General features: G+C 65.5%; 17 protein-coding genes and 4 pseudogenes. 12 read left to right on the top strand and 9 right to left on the bottom strand.

Going from position 1 to position 18,739, the window contains the following annotated elements; translation table 11 throughout:
* Positions 1–5: 5 nt before the first annotated feature.
* The 4 genes from ASV56_RS17465 (at position 6) to ASV56_RS17455 (ending at position 2,874) form a co-directional block, all read left to right on the top strand.
* A complete protein-coding gene (locus ASV56_RS17465) occupies positions 6–812 on the top strand; it encodes a transglutaminase-like domain-containing protein (RefSeq protein ID WP_062563373.1) in 807 nt (268 codons plus the stop codon).
* A 90-nt stretch (positions 813–902) separates the two neighbouring features.
* Positions 903–1,082, top strand: coding sequence for a hypothetical protein (locus ASV56_RS23750; RefSeq protein WP_100526073.1), 180 nt, complete (start codon positions 903–905; stop codon positions 1,080–1,082).
* 77 nt (positions 1,083–1,159) lie between these two features.
* Positions 1,160–1,693, top strand: coding sequence for a hypothetical protein (locus ASV56_RS17460; RefSeq protein WP_062563226.1), 534 nt, complete (start codon positions 1,160–1,162; stop codon positions 1,691–1,693).
* Positions 1,694–1,950: 257 nt separating this feature from the next.
* A complete protein-coding gene (locus tag ASV56_RS17455; protein WP_074970957.1) occupies positions 1,951–2,874 on the top strand; it encodes a transglutaminase family protein in 924 nt (307 codons plus the stop codon).
* Positions 2,875–3,288: 414 nt separating this feature from the next.
* On the opposite strand, the gene ASV56_RS17450 is transcribed toward ASV56_RS17455, so the two are convergent.
* A complete protein-coding gene (locus tag ASV56_RS17450; protein ID WP_062563224.1) occupies positions 3,289–4,002 on the bottom strand; it encodes a phage tail tip fiber protein in 714 nt (237 codons plus the stop codon).
* A 38-nt stretch (positions 4,003–4,040) separates the two neighbouring features.
* Positions 4,041–6,530 carry a hypothetical protein gene (locus ASV56_RS17445; RefSeq protein ID WP_156429222.1) on the bottom strand — a complete coding sequence of 830 codons (2,490 nt, stop codon included), beginning with the start codon at positions 6,528–6,530 and terminating at the stop codon, positions 4,041–4,043.
* Positions 6,531–6,829: 299 nt separating this feature from the next.
* Between ASV56_RS17445 and ASV56_RS23030 the strand changes: the two genes are divergently transcribed.
* Positions 6,830–7,198 (top strand): hypothetical protein, encoded by a 369-nt coding sequence (locus ASV56_RS23030; RefSeq protein WP_082724894.1) that lies wholly within the window; start codon positions 6,830–6,832, stop codon positions 7,196–7,198.
* 12 nt (positions 7,199–7,210) lie between these two features.
* Here the strand turns inward: ASV56_RS23030 and ASV56_RS17440 are convergent, their stop codons facing one another.
* Together ASV56_RS17440 and ASV56_RS17435 are read right to left on the bottom strand one after the other, a co-directional pair.
* A complete protein-coding gene (locus ASV56_RS17440) occupies positions 7,211–7,483 on the bottom strand; it encodes a hypothetical protein (RefSeq protein WP_062563222.1) in 273 nt (90 codons plus the stop codon).
* A 60-nt stretch (positions 7,484–7,543) separates the two neighbouring features.
* Positions 7,544–7,762 carry a hypothetical protein gene (locus ASV56_RS17435; protein WP_062563221.1) on the bottom strand — a complete coding sequence of 73 codons (219 nt, stop codon included), beginning with the start codon at positions 7,760–7,762 and terminating at the stop codon, positions 7,544–7,546.
* 130 nt (positions 7,763–7,892) lie between these two features.
* Here ASV56_RS17435 and ASV56_RS17430 point away from each other — a divergent pair, with 130 nt between their 5' ends.
* Positions 7,893–8,150 carry a ribbon-helix-helix domain-containing protein gene (locus ASV56_RS17430; RefSeq protein ID WP_062563220.1) on the top strand — a complete coding sequence of 86 codons (258 nt, stop codon included), beginning with the start codon at positions 7,893–7,895 and terminating at the stop codon, positions 8,148–8,150.
* Between the two features lie 90 nt (positions 8,151–8,240).
* On the opposite strand, the pseudogene ASV56_RS24590 reads toward ASV56_RS17430, so the two are convergent.
* A pseudogene (locus ASV56_RS24590) lies at positions 8,241–8,423 on the bottom strand (IS110 family transposase); the annotation flags it as partial.
* Between the two features lie 40 nt (positions 8,424–8,463).
* Positions 8,464–8,956, bottom strand: a pseudogene (locus ASV56_RS23020) (transposase); the annotation flags it as partial.
* Positions 8,957–9,220: 264 nt separating this feature from the next.
* On the opposite strand from ASV56_RS23020, the gene osmF reads away from it, so the two are divergent.
* From osmF to ASV56_RS17405, 4 genes are read left to right on the top strand one after another with little or no spacing between them, the layout of a single operon-like run.
* Positions 9,221–10,126 carry a glycine betaine ABC transporter substrate-binding protein OsmF gene (osmF, locus tag ASV56_RS17420; RefSeq protein ID WP_062563218.1) on the top strand — a complete coding sequence of 302 codons (906 nt, stop codon included), beginning with the start codon at positions 9,221–9,223 and terminating at the stop codon, positions 10,124–10,126.
* A gap of 2 nt (positions 10,127–10,128) precedes the next feature.
* Positions 10,129–11,280 carry an ABC transporter permease gene (locus ASV56_RS17415; RefSeq protein ID WP_062563217.1) on the top strand — a complete coding sequence of 384 codons (1,152 nt, stop codon included), beginning with the start codon at positions 10,129–10,131 and terminating at the stop codon, positions 11,278–11,280.
* The gene (locus ASV56_RS17410) at positions 11,277–12,209 is read left to right on the top strand and encodes an ABC transporter ATP-binding protein (protein ID WP_062563216.1); all 933 of its coding nucleotides are present in this window, start codon (positions 11,277–11,279) and stop codon (positions 12,207–12,209) included. The genes ASV56_RS17415 and ASV56_RS17410 overlap by 4 nt, the downstream gene beginning before the upstream one ends.
* Complete coding sequence (locus ASV56_RS17405) at positions 12,206–12,952, top strand: ABC transporter permease (RefSeq protein ID WP_062563215.1); 747 nt, start codon at positions 12,206–12,208, stop codon at positions 12,950–12,952. The genes ASV56_RS17410 and ASV56_RS17405 overlap by 4 nt, the downstream gene beginning before the upstream one ends.
* A 343-nt stretch (positions 12,953–13,295) precedes the next feature.
* Here the strand turns inward: ASV56_RS17405 and ASV56_RS17400 are convergent, their stop codons facing one another.
* The 3 genes and pseudogenes from ASV56_RS17400 to ASV56_RS17390 form a co-directional block, all read right to left on the bottom strand.
* Complete coding sequence (locus ASV56_RS17400; protein WP_062563214.1) at positions 13,296–15,395, bottom strand: OmpA family protein; 2,100 nt, start codon at positions 15,393–15,395, stop codon at positions 13,296–13,298.
* Between the two features lie 165 nt (positions 15,396–15,560).
* A pseudogene (locus tag ASV56_RS23015) lies at positions 15,561–15,961 on the bottom strand (IS5 family transposase); the annotation flags it as partial.
* Positions 15,960–16,391: a hypothetical protein gene (locus ASV56_RS17390; RefSeq protein ID WP_156429221.1), complete on the bottom strand. Its 432-nt coding sequence runs from the start codon at positions 16,389–16,391 to the stop codon at positions 15,960–15,962. The pseudogene ASV56_RS23015 and the gene ASV56_RS17390, both read right to left, overlap by 2 nt.
* A gap of 47 nt (positions 16,392–16,438) precedes the next feature.
* Between ASV56_RS17390 and ASV56_RS23010 the strand changes: the two are divergent.
* Together ASV56_RS23010 and ASV56_RS17370 are read left to right on the top strand one after the other, a co-directional pair.
* A pseudogene (locus ASV56_RS23010) lies at positions 16,439–17,246 on the top strand (IS5 family transposase).
* 339 nt (positions 17,247–17,585) lie between these two features.
* Positions 17,586–18,688, top strand: a protein-coding gene (locus ASV56_RS17370; protein WP_156429039.1) for an IS3 family transposase whose coding sequence is annotated in 2 segments (ribosomal slippage) — positions 17,586–17,847 and positions 17,847–18,688 — 1,104 coding nt in all. Because the reading frame shifts where the segments join, the coding sequence is not laid out codon by codon here.
* Positions 18,689–18,739: the final 51 nt, after the last annotated feature.

The raw sequence follows: 18,739 nt of genomic DNA, 5'->3' as shown, positions 1-18,739 counted from the left end.
CCGGCATGCGCGTCAGCATAGGGTGTCGTCTCCGATACAGCTTCCCGCAGTCGACGCCGCTGATTGCGATGCTGAACGTCCACTACTCGCGCTTCGGCGATCTGGAGCGTGCCGACTATCTTGTGACGTCGCCGAGCGTGCCGCTTGAAAGCTACCGGGATGGCTTCGGCAACTGGTGCACGCGCGTCCTGGCTCCGGCGGGCGACTTCTGCCTGTCGACGGATGGCATCTTTCGCGACACGGGCCAGCCTGATCCCTCCATGCCCGGCGCGCGGCAGCACGCGGTTCAGGATCTTCCTTTCGAGACGCTCGTGTTTCTGCAGGGCAGCCGGTATTGCGACACCGACCTCCTATCGGAGGAGGCGTGGCGCCTGTTCGAGACCACGGACCCCGGATGGTCACGCGTCCAGGCGATCTGCGATTTCGTGCATGGACATGTCCGCTTCGACTATATGCAGGCAAAGGCGACGCGCACAGCGTCGCAGACCCTCGCCGAGGGGCAGGGTGTCTGCCGCGACTTTGCCCATCTCGCCATCGCCCTGTGCCGATGCATGAACATTCCGGCCCGCTACTGCACCGGATACCTGAGCGACATCGGGGAGCCTCTGCCTCATCCGCCTGGGGATTTTGCCGCGTGGATGGAGGTCTTTCTCGCTGGGGAATGGCACATGTTCGACCCGCGGAACAACAAGCCGAGGTATGCGAGAATTCTGATCGCGCGCGGTCGCGATGCTGCCGATGTCCCTCTGACCCAGACATTCGGCCAGAACACGTTGATGGAATTTAAGGTCTGGACGGATGAATTGGCCTGACTGACCTCGGCTTCTTTTTCGATGCACCATCGCAATTCGAGTCGCCAGCCCCCATATGTACAGTGCCGATGCGAAGTATCCCGGTCCGACATGGACGAGGAGTTGGCGTCGGATAATCAAAGGATCGATGAAGTGTCCTTCAAGGACCTGACCGCCAAGGCTGCGGCTGCGTTAAAGCCGAAGCCTGCGAAAACAGCAACGACCCCTGCCAAGGAGACCGAGCCCAAGGCTTCTGGCAAGGATGCACCCGCCAAGTCCAAGACATCTTGAGGGTGTACACCGGTTGCGCGCCTCATTCCCGTGAGGGGCGCGGACCGCCCACAGCACCATGGGAAAGGAACGCGCCAATGGAAGATCTGACGAGCAAGACCGTAGCGGTTTTTTCCCGGCCCTTCACTGTTCCGGGCTTTGACGAGACGCTCCCGGCGGGAGAGTACGAGATCGAAACGGAGCTGGCTTCCCCCCCTGATGAACGGGAACCCGCAGCCTGGAAAGCCTCCGTCCTTGTGAAGCTTCATCCCCGGATATCTCATCCGGGACTTGCGCGGACTCTGACCGTTTCCCTTGCCGACCTCGACCAAGCACGTGCCAAGGACAAGCTGACCGGCAGGGAGTTGTCCGACTTTTTCCTTGAAGAAATGCTGGCCGATCCGATGGTACAGCTCGTGATGAAGGCCGACGGGGTCTCCGAGGCGCACCTGCGACATCTCTATTCCGGGTCTGGGACATCCGATTCGAACCTGGCTGCGCCGCCTTCGAAGACGACCGCCCGAGGAGCGCCGGACGAAGAGTCGATCCGGACCGCCGAAAACGAAGGCATGCCTTCACGACCGGACTCGCCGCCGTCCTCACGCGCCCGTCTGGTTGCGGGGAACACGTAATGGCGGACGAGGCCATCGCCGAGGGTGACGTACCGGACATCGCGACCCAAAGGGCCGTAGGTGATGTTCCGCAAGAACGCCGATGCCTGCGATGCGAAACCTCGTTCTGGAGCGAAGGCTTCGGAGAACGGATTTGCCGACGCTGCAAGGGGTTGAATGCCTGGCGGAACGCCGCGCCCGTCAGCGCGGGCGCGTCTCGCCGCCGCTGATCCCCGCAGTCGCGCGCCGTCTTCCTCAATCCTAACTGGAACATCATTTTGGCCTGCCTCGAGATCGTTCACACCACGACCTACAGATACCGTCAAAAGGTCCCTCTCGGGCCCCATCGGTTGATGCTACGTCCCCGAGAAACAAGGGAACTGCGACTACTTGCGCATGCACTCTCCATTTCTCCAACGGCGACGGTGACCTGGGCGCATGACGTGGCCGGCAACGCTGTCGCCACCGCGGTCTTTGACGGCGTGACGGATCATCTGGTGATCGAGAGCCGCGCTTCCGTGGAACTCACCTCGCCGGCCTGGCCGGTCTTTACCATCGCCGCCTCGGCGGCCCAGTACCCCTTTGTCTACACCGCCGACGAATGGACGGATCTGGGCGCGTTGACGGTTCCGCAATATCCCGACCCGGACGGTCGGCTTTCCCTATGGGTCGAGGGCTTTGTCATGGCGCGCCCGACAGACACGCTGTCCTTGCTGAAGGACATCAGCAATGGTGTGTTCACCCAGATTTCCTACCAGAGCCGCGATACTGAAGGCACCCAGTCACCGATCGAGACGCTCGACCGGCGATGGGGCTCGTGCCGTGATCTTGCGGTCCTGCTCGCCGAAGCCGCGCGCACGCTTGGACTAGGTTCCCGCATCGTATCCGGCTATCTGTCAGATGCGGAAGAATGCCTTTTGGGTTTTGCGGGTTCCGGGTCCACCCACGCCTGGGTCGAGATATTTGTCCCCGGTGCCGGATGGATTGCCTTCGATCCCACGAACAGAAGCTTCGGGTCCCGGAACCTGATACCACTCGCCGTGGCCCGAAACATCGCACAGGTGACCCCGGTGGCAGGCAACTTTGTCGGAACGAACGTCGATTTGCTCTCGATGGAGGTGCTCGTAAGAGTGGAGAGTGCTTCGGCACAAGACAACTCGCTCCTGGTCCAAGGAGGTGAGGCGGACATCGCGCTTGTCTGATGGCGTTTCGGTGGGACTGGCTTGCGCCTGCTGATCTAAAACTATCAATAACAATATCTTAATGACCGGAGAAGGTTGGACGTCAGGCCCATCCCCTCCGCCACTTGCCCCCGCGAAAGCGTTCTCCCGATCCGGCTGCGGCCGGATTTTCCGTTGTTTTCGAGGGTTATGCGGGTTGGGCTGATAACCGGCCTACGCGCCAAGAGCCCCGGAAGTGGTCCCTCGGGGTCGATATTCTCCGGACCTGTTGCCTGCGTCATTTCGGTGAAGTTTTTACAAGCACCTGATAAAACAAGGTTCTATCAGATGTCCCGTTGAACGCTTCGATTTCAGGGGCATTTGCCGCGTGGAATAGAAGTCGAACGTTGCCGGGTGGCGACAGTGAAGAACCCGGATGAGCTACTCGCGCATGCGTCACCTCTTGAAGGTCAGAAGGTCGAGTTTGTAGCTGACGGCCTGGGTGTTCGTGCCCCAAAGCCGGATCACGTTGTTCCCATGGGACAGGGTAATCAGCCGGAGCCTTGAGGCCATGGTCGTATCCTGGCTGCGATCGGGGCGTCGCGCTGTCACGAGCGACCCGCTTCCGGGGACACCGACCCCATTCACCTGCACGCCAACGCTGCAGGAGGCAGTGCCGTCGTTGGACTCGATGTTGGTGCACTCGTAGAACAGGATGCCTCGATAGGCTTCCGGCAGGTTGACCGTGAAGCGGGCGATTTCGGCATGGGTGTTCCAGCTCGGGTGCGCGCCGCTGAGCGTGGTGGTATAGCCCCCAACCACGGCCCCGTTGGCCAGGTGCAGGGTGCCGATCGTCGCCTCTTCGATGAAGGCGGTGGTCATGTAGACCGCGCTGTTGCGGACGTAGAACGGCACGCTGCGCACCGGATCGTTCGCGGCACCACCGACCACGGCGAACTGGCTCGCCACCACGTTGACCCGGCTGTTGCCGTTGGTCAGCGCCTCGATGAACAGCGCGGCGGTGGCGCCGTTGCGGCTGGTGTCGGCCCAGGCCAAGATCCCGATCCGCGCCCCGGCATCGGCCCCGGTGCCCCAAGCGCTGACCCGCAACCGGCCATAGGCCGAGGCCTCGTTGGTGATGACCGAGACCTGCTGGACGCTGTCCGACATCGCCGAAATGCCGTCCTCGGTGTCGTCGACACGCGAGGTCAGTGCATTGAGCGCGGTGGCGTGGCGCGGCCGTTGATGCGGCTGTTCAGCGTGGCCTCGGTGCTGGTGATCGCTGACGAAATGGCGCTGTCGGTCTGCGCCTTGGTGTAGCGATTGTCGATCTGTCCGGCCATGGTGCCGGCGCCTGTCTCGAGGTCGCCGACCCGGGAAGTCATCGTGATCTTGTACTGCGTCAGCGCATCGTCGGTATCGGCCGCGGTGCGCTTGACGGTCTCGATCTCGGCACTGGTCAGGAATTCCGAGCCTGCCGGGTCAGGGTCAAGCCGGTGATCAAGGCGAGCCCACCCGTCCCGCAACCATCGGCGGAAGCGCCTCGCGTCCTTCTTGGTCAGCAGCCCGCCCGGCGCAGTTGGCGCACCGCTTCCCGGCTGTCCATCATCAGGCCCAGAGGTGGTCGGAACGGCAAGCAGCGCGGAATCTCGCGCTTCAGCTGCATCTGATGGTTCAGCATCGTTCGGCGCCTCCTGCTTGGGCGCGGGAAGGGCTTTCGCTGCCTGCTTGGCCTCTTGCTCCGCGCGTTTCCGTTCTTCCTCGATCGGGCCAACCGCATCGCGGCCCGCGTCGAACTGCTCGGGGGTCAGGTCGATTTCCCGGCCTTGGACACGCACCCGCGCGCCGGCCTCGGTCTCGCCGAGGAACACTCCATCGATGATCTGGCCCGATGCCGCGTCGCCGAAGCGAACCGCGCTGCCGGGCTTCTGATCCGGGAAACGGGCGGGCAGCGCCGGCGGCGTTGCCGCCGCGATGCCCTGCGCGATCCGTTCGACCGGGCCGGCGTGGCGAATGGGCGGCAACTTTACGATGCCTTCCGGTGTCTGTCCGCCATAGAACTCGGGCGGGAAGCCCGCCAGCGGCTCGGAATTCGTCGCTGCCGCGCCGGGCGGGGCCGAGAGGGAAGATACACCCCCCGGCGCGGCAACTGCACCAGCCCCGCTGCCGTCAGGGCCGGTATCGGAAATCAGCGGAATCTCGGTGAACTCGCCATCGACCTCGGGCGGGATCGGCGCATCTGCCGGCAGATCCATGGTGTCGGGCTGGGCGCGGAAGATGCGCTCGGCCTCGGCCACAGCATCGGGACGGGAATCGCCGACCGGCGGCGGCCCTGCGGGACGGAACTGCGCCCCTGCCCCGGACTGATCCGCCGCGGCGCGGTTCGGATTGCTGGGATCGCGGTCGAAGCTGTCGGGCTCCTGCCGGGCCTGCGACTGGCCGAAGATCGTCCCGCCATTCTCGGGCGCGGGCAGCGCCAGGGGTGTGCCGCTGCCACCTGCCGGCTCGGCCGGGTCAGCATCGCCGGGCCCGGGCGCTGGACCATCCTCGGCGCCGCCGGTGTCCTGCCGGCCGCCCAGCACGCCAGCGCCAGCACCCATCGCGCCGCCCGACAGCGCGCCCAGGACGAAGTTCCCGAACGAATCCTGTTGCGTGTTCACCTCGGCGCCCGTGGCTGCGGCAATGCCTCGCTGGGACGCCATGCCCTCGGCCGCTTCCTGGGCGCCTTCCTCGATGGCGCCGGCGAGGCCCTTCTTCGCGGCCCGCGCCGCCCGGCCGCCGGCATTCAGCACGCCCTCTGCCCGGCTCAAGATCTTGCCCATGGCCGCGCCGCCCACCGTGCCGGGGATGGCCTGCCATGCCGCGGACTCGGATTCGGCCAGACCCGCCAGCTCTGCCGCCGCCTCGTCGGGCGACAATCCCTGATCCAGCAGCGCGCGGAACGCCGGCATCGCCTCGAGGGCGGCCGGGCCGGCCTCGCCCTCGCGGCCCCGAACGGCCTGCACGAAATCCCGACCGGATTGCGCACCCTCGCCCGCCGCACCCAGCCCGCCCATGACGGCGGCGCCGGCCGGGCCTGCCACGGCCGAGGCGGCCGCAACCGGGATCATGGAACCCAGGCCTTGCGCCGTGTGGCCGAGGACGCCACGGACCGAGGGGTCATCCCCGGCGCCCCATGTCGAGGGCGAGAACAGCTCACCCTCGAACTGCGTCCCTTCCATGGCCTGCTTCATGCGATCCGAGACGCTGCCCGCCAAGTCATCGCCAACGCCGCGCACAGCATCGGCGGCGGCCCGCGACCCGCTGCGCACGATGGATTCACCCCGGACCTGCGCGGGGTCGCCGCCCGAGGCTTCAATCTCGGCCCGCGCGCCGGCGCGCATGGCGTCATCGGCGAAGGCGCCCAGGGCCTGCATGGCGCCGCCGGTCATCTTCACGGCCCCGGCCGCGCCCAGCTTGCCGAGGTCTTTCAGGTCGGTGCCGATGCCCGGCTTTTCCTCGGGCGCCGCCGGCTCGGGATAGAGTTCGTCGGCAAGCTGATAGCTGCGGTCCATCACGATTGCGGCACGGGCTGGATCGCCCGCGAGTTCCGACACCGCATCCTCGATTTTCGCGCCACCGGCGAGCCGCTTACCGAGGAAATCGGCATTGCGACGCGCGCGGTCCAGATCGCCCCCGTCAGCCTCGGCCAGCGCCATCAGCACGTTCGCCGGCGAGCCGGTCTGGCGCGCAAGATCCTCGATAGCGGCCTTCGGGTCGGGCGCGGGCGGCGGCGCGGGGCGCTGGACACCGAGAGATTGCAAGGCATGGGAAAGCGGCGAGACGCCAGAAACGGAAGCGGCCATAGGAACCCCGGGAAAAGGATGCTGGGTTCGGCGCACTTCCTATGTGCCGTGCCTCGGTTATCGCACGGGGCCGGTATCCACTCAAGGGCGCGATGGTGATTGACAAATCAGAGGGGCGTCGATCACATCATCACGCATCTGCGAGGATCATCATGCGCTTTCCGATTTTTCTGCTCGCCCCGACCATTGCTGTCGCTGTTTCCACCCCGCCCGCTGCAGCCGACTGCTTCGGCAGCGGCAGTTTTAGAACGTGCAGCGATGACGCTGGGAATAATTACACTGTCCAGCAATTTGGAAACCAAACAGTTGTAGATGGCTATAACACCCGAACCGGGTCTCGCTGGTCACAGGATACGATGGACCTGGGTGGTGGTATGACCACGACCACCGGCAGAGCAGCAGATGGCAGCCGTTGGACGCAAGACACTATGGACTTGGGCGGCGGCATGACCAGCGTGTCTGGGCGGGATTCAAATGGAAATCGATATTCCGTGACCTGCGACCAGTTCGGCTGCAACTGACTCTGAAGGCCGCTACCGCGGCCTTCTCGCTACCGGCGGCGCGGTCTGCGGCGCTTCATCAGCTGGTGCCAAGCGCGGACCCTCTGTCATCAGCCGCTGGGCCTCAGCCATGGCTTCGTCCCAAGTGAGACGCTTCGGCGGCTCTGGCAACGGCTCGCCTTCCTTCGCTCCCATGTTCATCGGATCGCCGGTGAACGTCTCGATATCCTCGACATTCTCTGCCATGATCTGCCGAGCAAGGCCGATGGTCTGCTTGTAGTTTTCCTCGATCAGCCTGTTCCCCATGCTTGCCCGTTCTTCCTCGGCCTTCAGCAGCGCCTCTTGCTGTGCGGCCAGCCGGGCCTGCTACGCCTCGAAGGCCTTCTCGGGCGACGTGATCCATGCCGCCTTCTGGATGAAGCCGTCGATGCTGTCGGTCTGGGTGATTTCTTCACCCGTGGCCTGGTTGCGCATGGTCAGGGTGACGCCGACGACATCGCCCGCGTCGTTCTTGATCAAGGTGCTCTTTTCCTTCACCACGTCCATGCCATCATCGAAATAGCCCGAGGCATTGTAGGCAGCCATGGCCCGCTTGACGCTCTTGATGATGGTCGAATTGGCGAGCCGTCGTTTTCAAACTGCTCCGCGCACACCTTCCTTGATGTGTAGTAATTTTTGGTTATATTGAATACGCGCCGAGCCACAGGAGCCTGCCATGTCCCGCACCAGGACCATGACCGTCCGCCTCAGCGGCGCGCTCAGCGACTTCGTTGCGGCCAATGTCGGCGAGAACGGCTCCTACGAGAACATCAGCGAATATGTCCGCGACCTGATCCGGCGCGACAAGGAGCGGGCCGAGCAGGAGGCGTTTGACCGGCTGAAGGCCGAGCTGACCCGCGCCTTCGCCGCGCCCGAGACCAGCTACAAGCCGCTGACGGCGGCTGAAGTCATCGCTCGCAACCGGGCCTCCTGACCGGATGGCTGTCCGCATCCAGGAGGCGGCCTCGCTCCGCCTCGATGACATTTATCGATACACCCGTGGGCAAGCAGCCGTTTGCGCATTTCAACCCAGTTGCGCGCTTTTGGACGTCAAGGCTCTGAGAAGGCGAAGATTTTCTACAGGAAGCATACGGCCCGCTTCGGGTCGGCAGACAAAGAAGCGGGCAATGCGTTCTGCATCGATCCGGTCGGTCTTGGCGCCTGTGCCACGACTTTGCGCAAACGCCTTCACCTGAGCAGGAGGCACTTGGCGGGCTGCAACCCCTTCTGCCTCCAAAAGCGCCCATGCGGGAGGCAACCCGGTGCCCATCTTTCAGCCTGCCGAACATGATCTCGATCCTGTTGCGCCGCTTGTCGTGCTTGACGGGCTCGCCACGCGTCTTCCGGCCTGGAATGCAGGGCCTTATCCCCTTGTCTTTCGATGCATCCCTGATGCCAGTCGGCATCGTAGCCCCGGTTGGCCAGAAGCCACTCCGCCTTTGGCAGGCTGCCCGGAAGGGCGGCGGCACCCGTATAGTCACTGACCTGGCCTGCGGTCATGAGTTCGAGGGATGAGGCCATGATCCAGGGGATCATGTCCCCCGAGAACGCGGATCGGGCGGCCTTCGGCATCGGTTACGGCATGCAGCTTGGTGTTCATGCCGCCCGTCCTCGGGAAAACAGTTCCCCGGACTGTTTTCTGGCCCTCGGGCTACGACCGATCAGACGGCCCCTTTTTCGACCGCAGGCTGGTCGCCGAGCGGGCACCTTCAGGGAGGTCGCGTCGATCATCACCGTCTTCGGAACGGTCAAAAGGTGCGGCAGCCAAGGGCATAATACTTTGACTCGAAACGTCGAATATGGCTGACAGGGAATTGTGCGAACAACACCCGTGTTCTCGGTCGGGAAACCGGCGAAACTCCTGCGCATGGGGTGTGGAACAATACCTGCCGGCGCAATGTTCCGAATGAGCCAACCATCTCAAGGCCATGCCGACGTTGAAATGCGGCCCATCTGCGTGTTCACTTCACATACAGAGCCGGCACGAACCAAAAGGGAAATGCAATGCTGAAGCCTGTCTTGCTGTCGCTCGTCGCCTTCGCCGCCGGTCTCGGCACCGCCCAGGCCGAGGTCGTCGTGTCGTCAAAGATCGATACCGAGGGCGGGGTGCTGGGGCAGATCATCCTTCAGGTGCTGGACCATGCGGGCATCCCGACGCGCGACCGTATCCAGCTGGGCAGCACGCCGATCGTTCGCGAGGCGATCCTTGCGGACGAGATCGACATCTATCCCGAATATACCGGCAATGCCGCCTTCTTCTTCAACCGCGCCGACGAGCCGATCTGGCAGGATGCGCGCGCGGGCTTTGCGGCCGCGAAGCAACTGGACCAAGAGGCGAATGGCATCGTCTGGCTGAGCCCCGCACCCGCCAACAATACCTGGGGCGTCGCCCTGCGCTCGGATCTGGCCGAAGAGGCGGGCGTGGGCACGTTCTCGGAGTTCGGGAAATGGGTGGCGGGGGGCGGCCAGGTCAAGCTGGTCGCCTCGGCCGAGTTCGTCAATTCGGCCCCGGCCCTGCCCGCCTTCCAGAAGGCCTATGGCTTTACGCTGACGCCGGACCAGTTGATCGTGCTGTCGGGCGGGGACACGGCCGCCACGATCCAGGCGGCGGCAAACGGCACCAGCGGGGCGAATGCGGCCATGGTCTATGGCACCGACGGCGCGCTTGCCTTTTCCGGCCTGACGGTGCTGCAGGACGACAAGACCGTGCAGCCGGTCTATCAGCCCGCGCCCATTGTCCGGGCCGAGGTGCTGGCCGAATATCCGCAGATCGCCGAACTGCTGGAGCCGGCTTTCGCGGGGCTGGACCTTGAAACCCTGCAAGGGTTGAACGGGCAGGTTCAGGTCGAGGGCCTGCCCGCCGCCGAGGTCGCCCGCGCCTATCTGACCAAGGCCGGGCTGCTGGACTGAGGATGTCGGTGCCGCGCATCGACCGGCTGTCGGCCGTCATGGCTCTGCCGCTGCTGGCGTCCCCTGCGCTGACGGCATTCGGCTTTCGTCCCAACCGGATCGCGCCGCCGCAGCCCCGGACCTGGGCCGAGGCCATCGGCTGGCCCCTGACCGGCGCGCTGCTGGCCGGGCTCGTTCTGCTGGCGGTCGCGCTGCTGTTGCTGCGACGCCCGGGAATGCGGCTGCTGCTGCTTGCCGGCGCATTGGCCGCGCTGGTGGTTCTGCTGGGGCGCGGGGCGGTGCTGCTGCTGGAGCAGGCGGCGCCTGCGGCGCGGGTCTCGCCCGGTGCGGGGTTCTGGCTGGCCGCCGGGACGCTTTTGCTGCTGCTGGTGGACGCCTTTGCGCGGATGCGGCCCGGCCCGGCGGCACGGGCGGCGCTGCTGGCCTGCGCCGTGGCGGGGGTCGCGGTGCTGCTCGGCTCGGGCACGCTGGCCGGTCTTTCGGTCGCCGCCGAGTTCCGGGTGCGCGCGGACGCCTTTCACCGGGCGACCGCGGACCACCTGGTCCTGGCCTTCGGCTCGTTTCTGGCGGCGCTGGTGTTCGGCCTGCCGACGGGGCTTGCCATCCAGCGCCATCCGGGCTTGCGCGGTCCGGTGCTGAACCTGCTGACGCTGATCCAGACCATCCCCTCGATCGCGCTGTTCGGAATACTGATCGTGCCGCTGGCCTGGGTCGCGGCCCATGTTCCGGGGGCAGCGGATGCAGGGATCAAGGGGATCGGCACGGCGCCGGCACTGATCGCGCTGTTTCTCTATTCGCTGCTGCCCATCGTCGCCAATACCGTTGCCGGGCTCGATGCCGTGCCGCGCGCCGTGACCGAGGCGGCGCGCGGCATGGGCATGACCGAGGCCAGGCGGCTGTGGTGGATCGACCTGCCGCTGACCCTGCCGGTCATTCTGGCCGCCGCGCGCATCGTTCTGGTGCAGAATATCGGGCTGGCCACCGTGGGGGCGCTGATCGGCTCGGGCGGCTACGGCACCTTCATCTTCCAGGGCATCGGCCAGACGGCCACCGACCTGATCCTCCTGGGCGTGATCCCGACGGTGGCGCTGGCCTTCCTGACATCCTCGATCATGGACCTGCTGATCGCGCTTTCCGGGGGACAGCCGCAATGATCGAGCTCCAGGCCCTGACCAAGACCTATGGCGGCAGGCCGGTGGTCGACGAGGTCAGCGCCCGATTTGCGAGGGGCACGCTGACCGCCATCGTCGGCAGTTCCGGTTCGGGCAAGACGACGCTTCTGCGGATGATCAACCGGCTGGTCGAACCCACATCGGGGCGGGTGCTGATCGACGGCCAGGATGCCGGCCGCATCCCCGAAGTGTCGCTGCGTCAGGGCATCGGCTATGTCATCCAGGGCTATGGGCTGTTTCCGCATTGGACGGCGGCGCGCAATATCGGCGTCGTCCCGACCCTTCTGGGCTGGCCCGAGGCCCGGATCGCGGCCCGCGTCACCGAGCTGTTGCAGATGCTGCAGCTCGACCCGGCCGAGATCGCCGGCCGCTATCCGCATCAGCTTTCGGGCGGGCAGGCGCAGCGGATCGGCGTCGCGCGCGCCTTGGCCGCGCGCCCCGATGTGCTGCTGATGGACGAGCCTTTCGGCGCGCTGGACCCGCTGATCCGGCGCCAGGCGCAGCGCGATCTGGCCCAGATCCGTCGCCAGCTCGGCACGACGATCGTCCTGGTCACCCATGACATGAACGAGGCGCTGTATCTGGGCGATGCCATCGCCGTGATGCGGCACGGCCGGTTCGAGCAGTTCGACACTCCCGACCGGATCATCCGCGCGCCCGCCACGGCCTTCGTGGCCGATCTGGTGGGCGAAACGGGCCGCGCCCTGCGCCTGCTGGCGCTGCACCCGGTCGGCTCGCTGTCGCGCGCGGGCGAGGCCGAGGGCGAGCCGGTCGACGTGGCCGCGTCGCTGTCGGACGCGCTGGCCGAGATGATCTGGACCGGGCGCGACCGGTTGCCGGTGACCGATGCGCAGGGGCAACGGCTTGGCATCGTCACGCGCGAGGACATCCTGGCACGGGGCCGGGAATGACGGCGCTGCGCTGGATCATCCTGATCGGCGTGACGGGCGGGCTGATCCTGTTTCCCGCGCTGTTCGAGCCGCTGCTGCGCCCCTTCGCGCCCGCGGGCGGGCCGGCGATCTACGACCGCGCATCGCTGGCCAGCCTGACCGTATCGCATCTGGCGCTGGTGGCGCTGGCGATGATCCCCTCGACCCTGATCGCGCTGTCGCTCGCGATCCTCGTCACCCGCCCCGCCGGGGCCGAATTCCTGCCCATGGCGCGGGTGCTGGCGAATATCGGCCAGACCTTTCCGCCGGTCGCCGTGCTGGCGCTGTCGGTTCCCTTGCTGGGCTTCGGCGCCCGGCCCACGGTGCTTGCCCTGTTCCTCTATGGCCTGCTGCCGATCTTCGAGAACGCGCTGGCGGGGCTGCGGGCGGTGCCCGGCTCGGTCCTGCTTTCGGGCAAGGCGATGGGCATGACGCCGCGCCAGGTGCTGGCGCAGGTCGAGATGCCCCTTGCCTTGCCCCTGATCCTGGAAGGGATCCGGATCTCGATCGTCATTGCGCTGTCCACGGCGACCATCGGCTCGACCGTCGCGGCGCGCAGCCTGGGCGAGGTGATCATTGCCGGGCTGACCTCGAACAACCCGGCCTATGTCATCCAGGGCGGGGTGCTGACGGGCTGCATCGCCGTGCTGCTTTACGATGCCTTCGGGCTGCTCATCGAGATTGCCAAACGCCTAACCGGCAGAGAGCCCCAGCAGGCAGCCTGAAGGAGCCTTGCGCCCCTCCGGAAGCTGGATCCGGCCAGCAGGATCGGCGGCTGATCTTCGCCCCTCGTTTCCGACGAGATCCAATGAAGGCACGGACCTTGCAGGTGGCGGCGCGGGAGATGGGCCGACATCTGTCTGTATGGGCGTCCAGTCGTCCAGAACTTTCAAAGGCTTGCACGAACCTGTCGACGCGAAGAAGCATCAGCGGGTTCGTCCAACGCATGACCGGGTTTCGAGCACTCCCCGAACCCAACGCCCTGTCACGGCCACGGGCGCGCGTTGCGAAACGGCGCGTTTGCGGCACGGGGCCGGGCCGGGATGGTTCCCGTGCCCGGCCGCGCCCTTATTCCTGCTCCAGCAGGTCGGTGATCCGACGCACGGCAACGCGGCGGTTGGCGCGGTCGTCGCCCTCGCCCGGGACCAGCAGGAACTGCTCGCCATAGCCCTGCACGACCATGTTCTCGGGCGGGACGTCGTAATATTCGGTCAGCGCCAGCGCCACCGATTCGGCCCGCCGGTCCGACAGCGCAAGATTGGCCGCGGGCGAGCCGACCGCGTCGGTATAGCCCTCGATCATATAGACCTCGTTCGGATTCTCGTCGATGGACTGGCGGATCACGCTGCCCAAGGTGGCCAGCTGCTCGGCCTGCTCGGGGGCCAGGGCGGCCGAGCCGCTGTCGAAGGTCACGTCGGCCACATTGACCGGAGCCACCAGCGAGCGGACCTCGGGGATGTCGCGGATCTGGCCCAGGGTAAAGCGGCGATCGACCGCGCTTTCCTGAAGCAGCGCCTCGCGCAGCGCCGATTCGTCCAAGGGGCGGCTGGCATATTCCACCGGCGCCGGCGCCGGCAGGGTCGAGATCTGGACCGGCCGCACCGCGCTGTCGCCGATCAGCCGGGTCTCGCGCCCGTCGGGGCCGATCAGCGTGCGGCGCAGGATGTTCATGTCGGCGTCGCGGATCGTCACCACGCGGCTGCCGTCGGCGCGCAGCACCGTGGTGCGGGACGAGCCGTCGGCGAAATTCTCGGTGCTGACGTCCGAGCCGGGGCGATACAGTAGCGCGTTGTCGTCGCGCACGATCTGCTGGCTGCCGTCGGGCAGAGTCAGCACCGCGCGGTCGCCGCTGTTGAAGGCGACTTGGCGGTTGTTCGACATCATCTTGCCGACCGCAAAACCCGCGACGCCCGCCAGCAGCAGCTTGGCGATGTCGCTGCCGTGGTCGTCGTCATCGTCGTCCCTGGAGTCGTAATAGCGGCGGTCGAGGTCGCGCTCTCGGCGGTCGAGGCGCTGCTCCTCGCGGCGCAGCTCGCGTTCGCGGCGTTCCAGGATCCGGCGCGTCTCCTCGGGCGAGAGGGCGCGGCTGCCGTCGCGGATCGAGGTGCGGAACTCCTGGTCCGGGCGGCGGAAGTCGTCGCGCCCGATCTTGCGCCGGATCACCGTTTCGTCATCGTCGCGCCTGCGGTCGCTGTCCTTGCGGTCATCGTCACGCCTTGCCATTGCGGCAAGTGCGGCGGCGGCCGGCGCGTGGTCCTGCGCAGCGGCGCGGCGGGCCAGGTCGTTGGGGCGAAAGCCGCGCTCGGGCGCCGGCAGGCGCGCGGCGCCGTTCCCCTGCCGCAGCCGTTCGCGAAGCTCTTGCGGAGAGCGGGGTGCGGTCAGGTCCTGTCTGTTCCCGACCCCGTTCGCCGCATTGCGCGGCGGCTGGCCGTCCGGGCCGCGGGCCAGCGGCTGCGGGGACTTGCGGTCGCGTTCTCTCATCTTCTCGCGCAGGGTGTCAGCATCCATCGGCGCCGGCCGCGGCTGCCCGCCCTCGGCGCGCGGAGGCTGCTTCCTGCCCTCACCATTGCCGTTGCCGGCGTTGCGGGTCGGCTGGCCGTTCTGCTGCGGCTTGGCGAGCTGTTGCGGCTTTCGGTCCTGTTGCTGCCTTGCGGCCGGCTGCGCGGGCGGCTTGGGCGCGGCCATGGGCTCTTGCGTCCGGCGGTTCCCGGGCTCGGCGTCGCGGCCGCGCTGCGGCGCGGGTTTCGCGGCCTGCTGCCGGTCCTTGGCGGGGGCGGGCTTTTGCGCCGCCTTCGGGCCGGGATCCTGCCGCTTGGCGTCCTGCGCCCGGGCGTTTTCCTGCGCGGGTCTGGGCTGCTGCGCCTCTGCCGGAGGCTTTTGCTGCGGCTGCGGCTTCTGCCGCTGGGCCTGAGCCTTGGGCTGCTGTGCGGCAGGCTTTTCCGGCTGCTTCCGGGCGGCCGGCTTTTGCTGCTGCTGGCGCTTTTCAGGCTGCTTTTGCTGGGCGGCGGCCTTCTCGCGCTGCTGCTGTTTCTCCTTGGCCTGCTCGGCCTTGCGCCTGATCATCTCGGCCTGAGCCAGGCCCTGGTTGTCCTGGGCCAGCACGAGATCGGGGGCGATCAGCGAGAGGCAGGCCAGAATGGCGGTTGTCGTCTTGAAGATGCGACGCATGTCGGTTTCTTTCGGTTGGCGCGAATGCAGGGTCGCAAGCTAACATGTCCTGCCGCGCGCAGTTCCCGAACAAGCCTGTGATCACAACGTGAACGGCGGATTTCAGCCGCCATGTCGCCATGGCCCGCCTATGGGGGCGGGCACCCTAGGTTCTGTGGACACTTCCTTGGTCCACAGGACGATGGCAGCGATGGTGATGACGGCGAGGTGGTTTCTGGCGGTTTTCTCGTATCGCGTGGCGACCCTTCGGAACTGCTTGAGCTTGGAGAAGCAGCATTCGATCGGATGTCTCCGGGCACAGAGATGCTTGTCGAGGGGATGCTTGCGCGCCCGGGACGGGTTGTTTAGGGATGACGGCAAGAGCTTTCTTGCTTAGCGATCGCCTCACGCAGGCGGTCGCTGTCATAGGCGGTGTCGGCCATGACGACCTCGGCAAGGCAGGTCGGCGATCAACGGCTCGGCCTGCGGGGCGTCGCCCTTCTGCCCGGCGGTCAGGGTGAAGCGGACCGGGCGCCAAGGCCTTGCACTGCCAGGTGGAGCTTGGGGCTCGGCCCGCCGCGGCATCTAGCGCTGCGCGTCCGCCTTGTCGCCCATGCGGATCAACAGGTTCACCAGCATTCCGAAAAACCGCTTGGACGGGGCAATCGCCAGGCTCTTGCGCAACTCGACCAGTGCAGCCTGCCGATCCGTCGCGATCAAGCTGCGTTCTCGCTCGCCGTGATAAATGGCGGTGCCCTCGGCCGGCGGGTCGAATGCGATGACCTCGTCTCGCTCGATGATGCCCAGGACGATAGGCTTCAAGAGCCGCGTTTGAGACAGCGTGACCAGGACGGTATGACCACCATAAGGCACCTCAACGGCCCGGAAATTGGGATAGGCCGGTGCCACCAGATCCCTGAGATGGGCATCGTTCTTGACGTTCGGATCGAAGATCACCACGGGTTGGTGCTCCGAGAGCGGGCCATCCTTGATATCGCCAGAAGGGTCAGGACCCATTGATTTTCCACCTTCGTATGATTCAGGCACCGCAAGGAGACCTGATGATGAGCAATCCTTTCTGGCTGATCGAAGCGCAGATGACGCGGCTTGGGCCCTTCTTTCCCAAGAGCCACGGCAAGCCGCGCGTCGATGACCGTCGGGTGTTGAGTGGGATAATCTTCATCAATCGCAATGGCTTGCGGTGGCGGGATGCGCCCCGAGGGAATACGGCCCGCCGAAGACCCTCTGCAACCGCTGGAAGCGATGGAGCGACAAGGCTGTCTTCGCCCGGATGATGGACAGTCTGGCGTCCGAGGCGGCCGTTCCGAAGACGGTGATGATCGATGCAACCTCCCTGAAGATGCACCGCTCGGCGACCAGCCTGCGGTCGGAAAAGGGGGACCCGGCGATCAAAGGAGCCGTCTGATCGCGCAAAGGGCGGCATGAACACCAGGCTGCATGCCGTGACCGATGCCGAAGGCCGCCCGATCCGCGTTCTCGGGGGCCATGATCCCCCGGATCATGGCCTTATCCCTCGCATGACCGCAGGCCAGGTTAGTGACTACACGGGGGCCGCCGCCCTGCTGGGCAGCCCTGCCAAAGGCGGACTGGGTGCTGGCCGACCGGGGCCATGATGCCGACTGGTTCATAAATGCGTTGAAAGACAAGGGGATAAGGCCCTGCATCCCGGGCAGGAAATCTCGTGGCAAGCACGACAAGCACGACAAGCGACGCTACAAACGCCGAAACCGCATCGAGATCATGTTTGGCAGGCTGAAGGATTGGCGCCGGGTCGCCACCCGCTACGACAGATGCCCGAAGGTCTTCCTGTCTGCCGTCGCTCTCGCCGCCACCGTCATGTTCTGGCTATGACACGTGAACGAGATGCCGTAACGGGGCCTGCGTCGCGACCCGCCCGTTACCGTTGCAAGATTGAGGGCAAGCTGGCGCCATTCCCGTATCGGATCTACATGGAGGACTGCGGGATGAAGCTGTTTGTCGGGCTGGATGTGTTGGAGTGCCCCCACTGAAGTGGTCCACCCACTGGGATAGAAATATCCTGTTCAGGAGGACCATCAGATGGCAGGCAAGCGAGACAAACCGGAAGACATCGTTCTGAAGCTTCGACAGTGCTCTGCCCCCTCGAAACTGGATCGTTTAGAGCTGGAGTTTTCGGCTAACCTTCCCCGGCTGGGACAGGAGCTGAAAACGATGAAGGCATCGAAGTTCACGGAAGCGCAGAAGGCGTTCATTCTGAAGCAAGGCGAGGAAGGCACGTCGGTTGCCGAGATCTGTCGGAAGGCTGGGATCGGCCAGTCGACCTATTTTGCCTGGAAGAAGAAGTATGGCGGGCTGCTGCCCGACGAGATGCGGCGGTTGAAGCAGCTTGAGGACGAGAACGCGCGGCTAAAGCGGATCGTGGCGGACCTGACGCTCGACCGGCAGATGTTGCAGGATGTTGTGCGGCGAAAGCTCTGAAGCCGGCGCGGTCGCGTGAACTGGTTCGCGGGATGTGTGCAGACTGGGCGGTTTCGATCCGTAGGGCATGTGGGGCCTTGCGATTTGACTGCTCGAGCTACCACTACAAATCCCGCCGCACCGATCCGGCAGAGCTGAAACGGCGGATCCGGGAGATCTGTGAGACGCGTGTGCGCTATGGCTATCGCCGCGTTTACGTTGTCCTAGACCGGGAGGGCTGGGAGGTCAGCATTAAGATGGTCTATAACGTTTACAAAGCCTTGGGACTGCAGCTGCGGAACAAGACCCCAAAACGGCGGGTGAAGGCCAAGTTGCGTGACGACCGTGCGGAAGCCGTCGGGCCGAATGATGTATGGGCCATGGATTTTGTCCATGACCAACTGGCCTTGGGTAAAAAGCTGCGGATCCTAACCATTGTCGACACCCATTCCCGCTATTGCCCCGCCACGGACGTGCGGTTCCAATATCGCGGCGAGGACGTGGTCACGACGCTGGAACGGATCTGCACAAAAGTCGGCTACCCGAAGACAATCCGGGTCGACAACGGCAGCGAATTCATCTCGCGCGACCTGGATCTCTGGGCCTACGCCAAGGGCGTGACGCTCGACTTTTCACGCCCCGGCAAGCCGACAGACAACGGCTTCATCGAGGCTTTCAATAGTAAGCTCAGGTCCGAATGCCTGAACGCGCACTGGTTCATGAGCCTTGCGGACGCGGCCGAAAAGCTGGAGGATTGGCGCAGACACTACAACGATGATCGACCCCACAGCGCCATCGGATACAACGTCCCGAGCGCGCTGCACTTTCCCGACGGCGTCACCAGCCCGCCGCCGTGACAAAGGCCGGAAACTCCGGCTTTAGATGGTCCAAAATTGGTAGGCAGGGCA

Source organism: Paracoccus aminovorans (genome assembly GCF_001546115.1).
Taxonomy (GTDB): domain Bacteria; phylum Pseudomonadota; class Alphaproteobacteria; order Rhodobacterales; family Rhodobacteraceae; genus Paracoccus; species Paracoccus aminovorans_B.
This window is presented reverse-complemented; position numbering and strand designations above follow the sequence as displayed.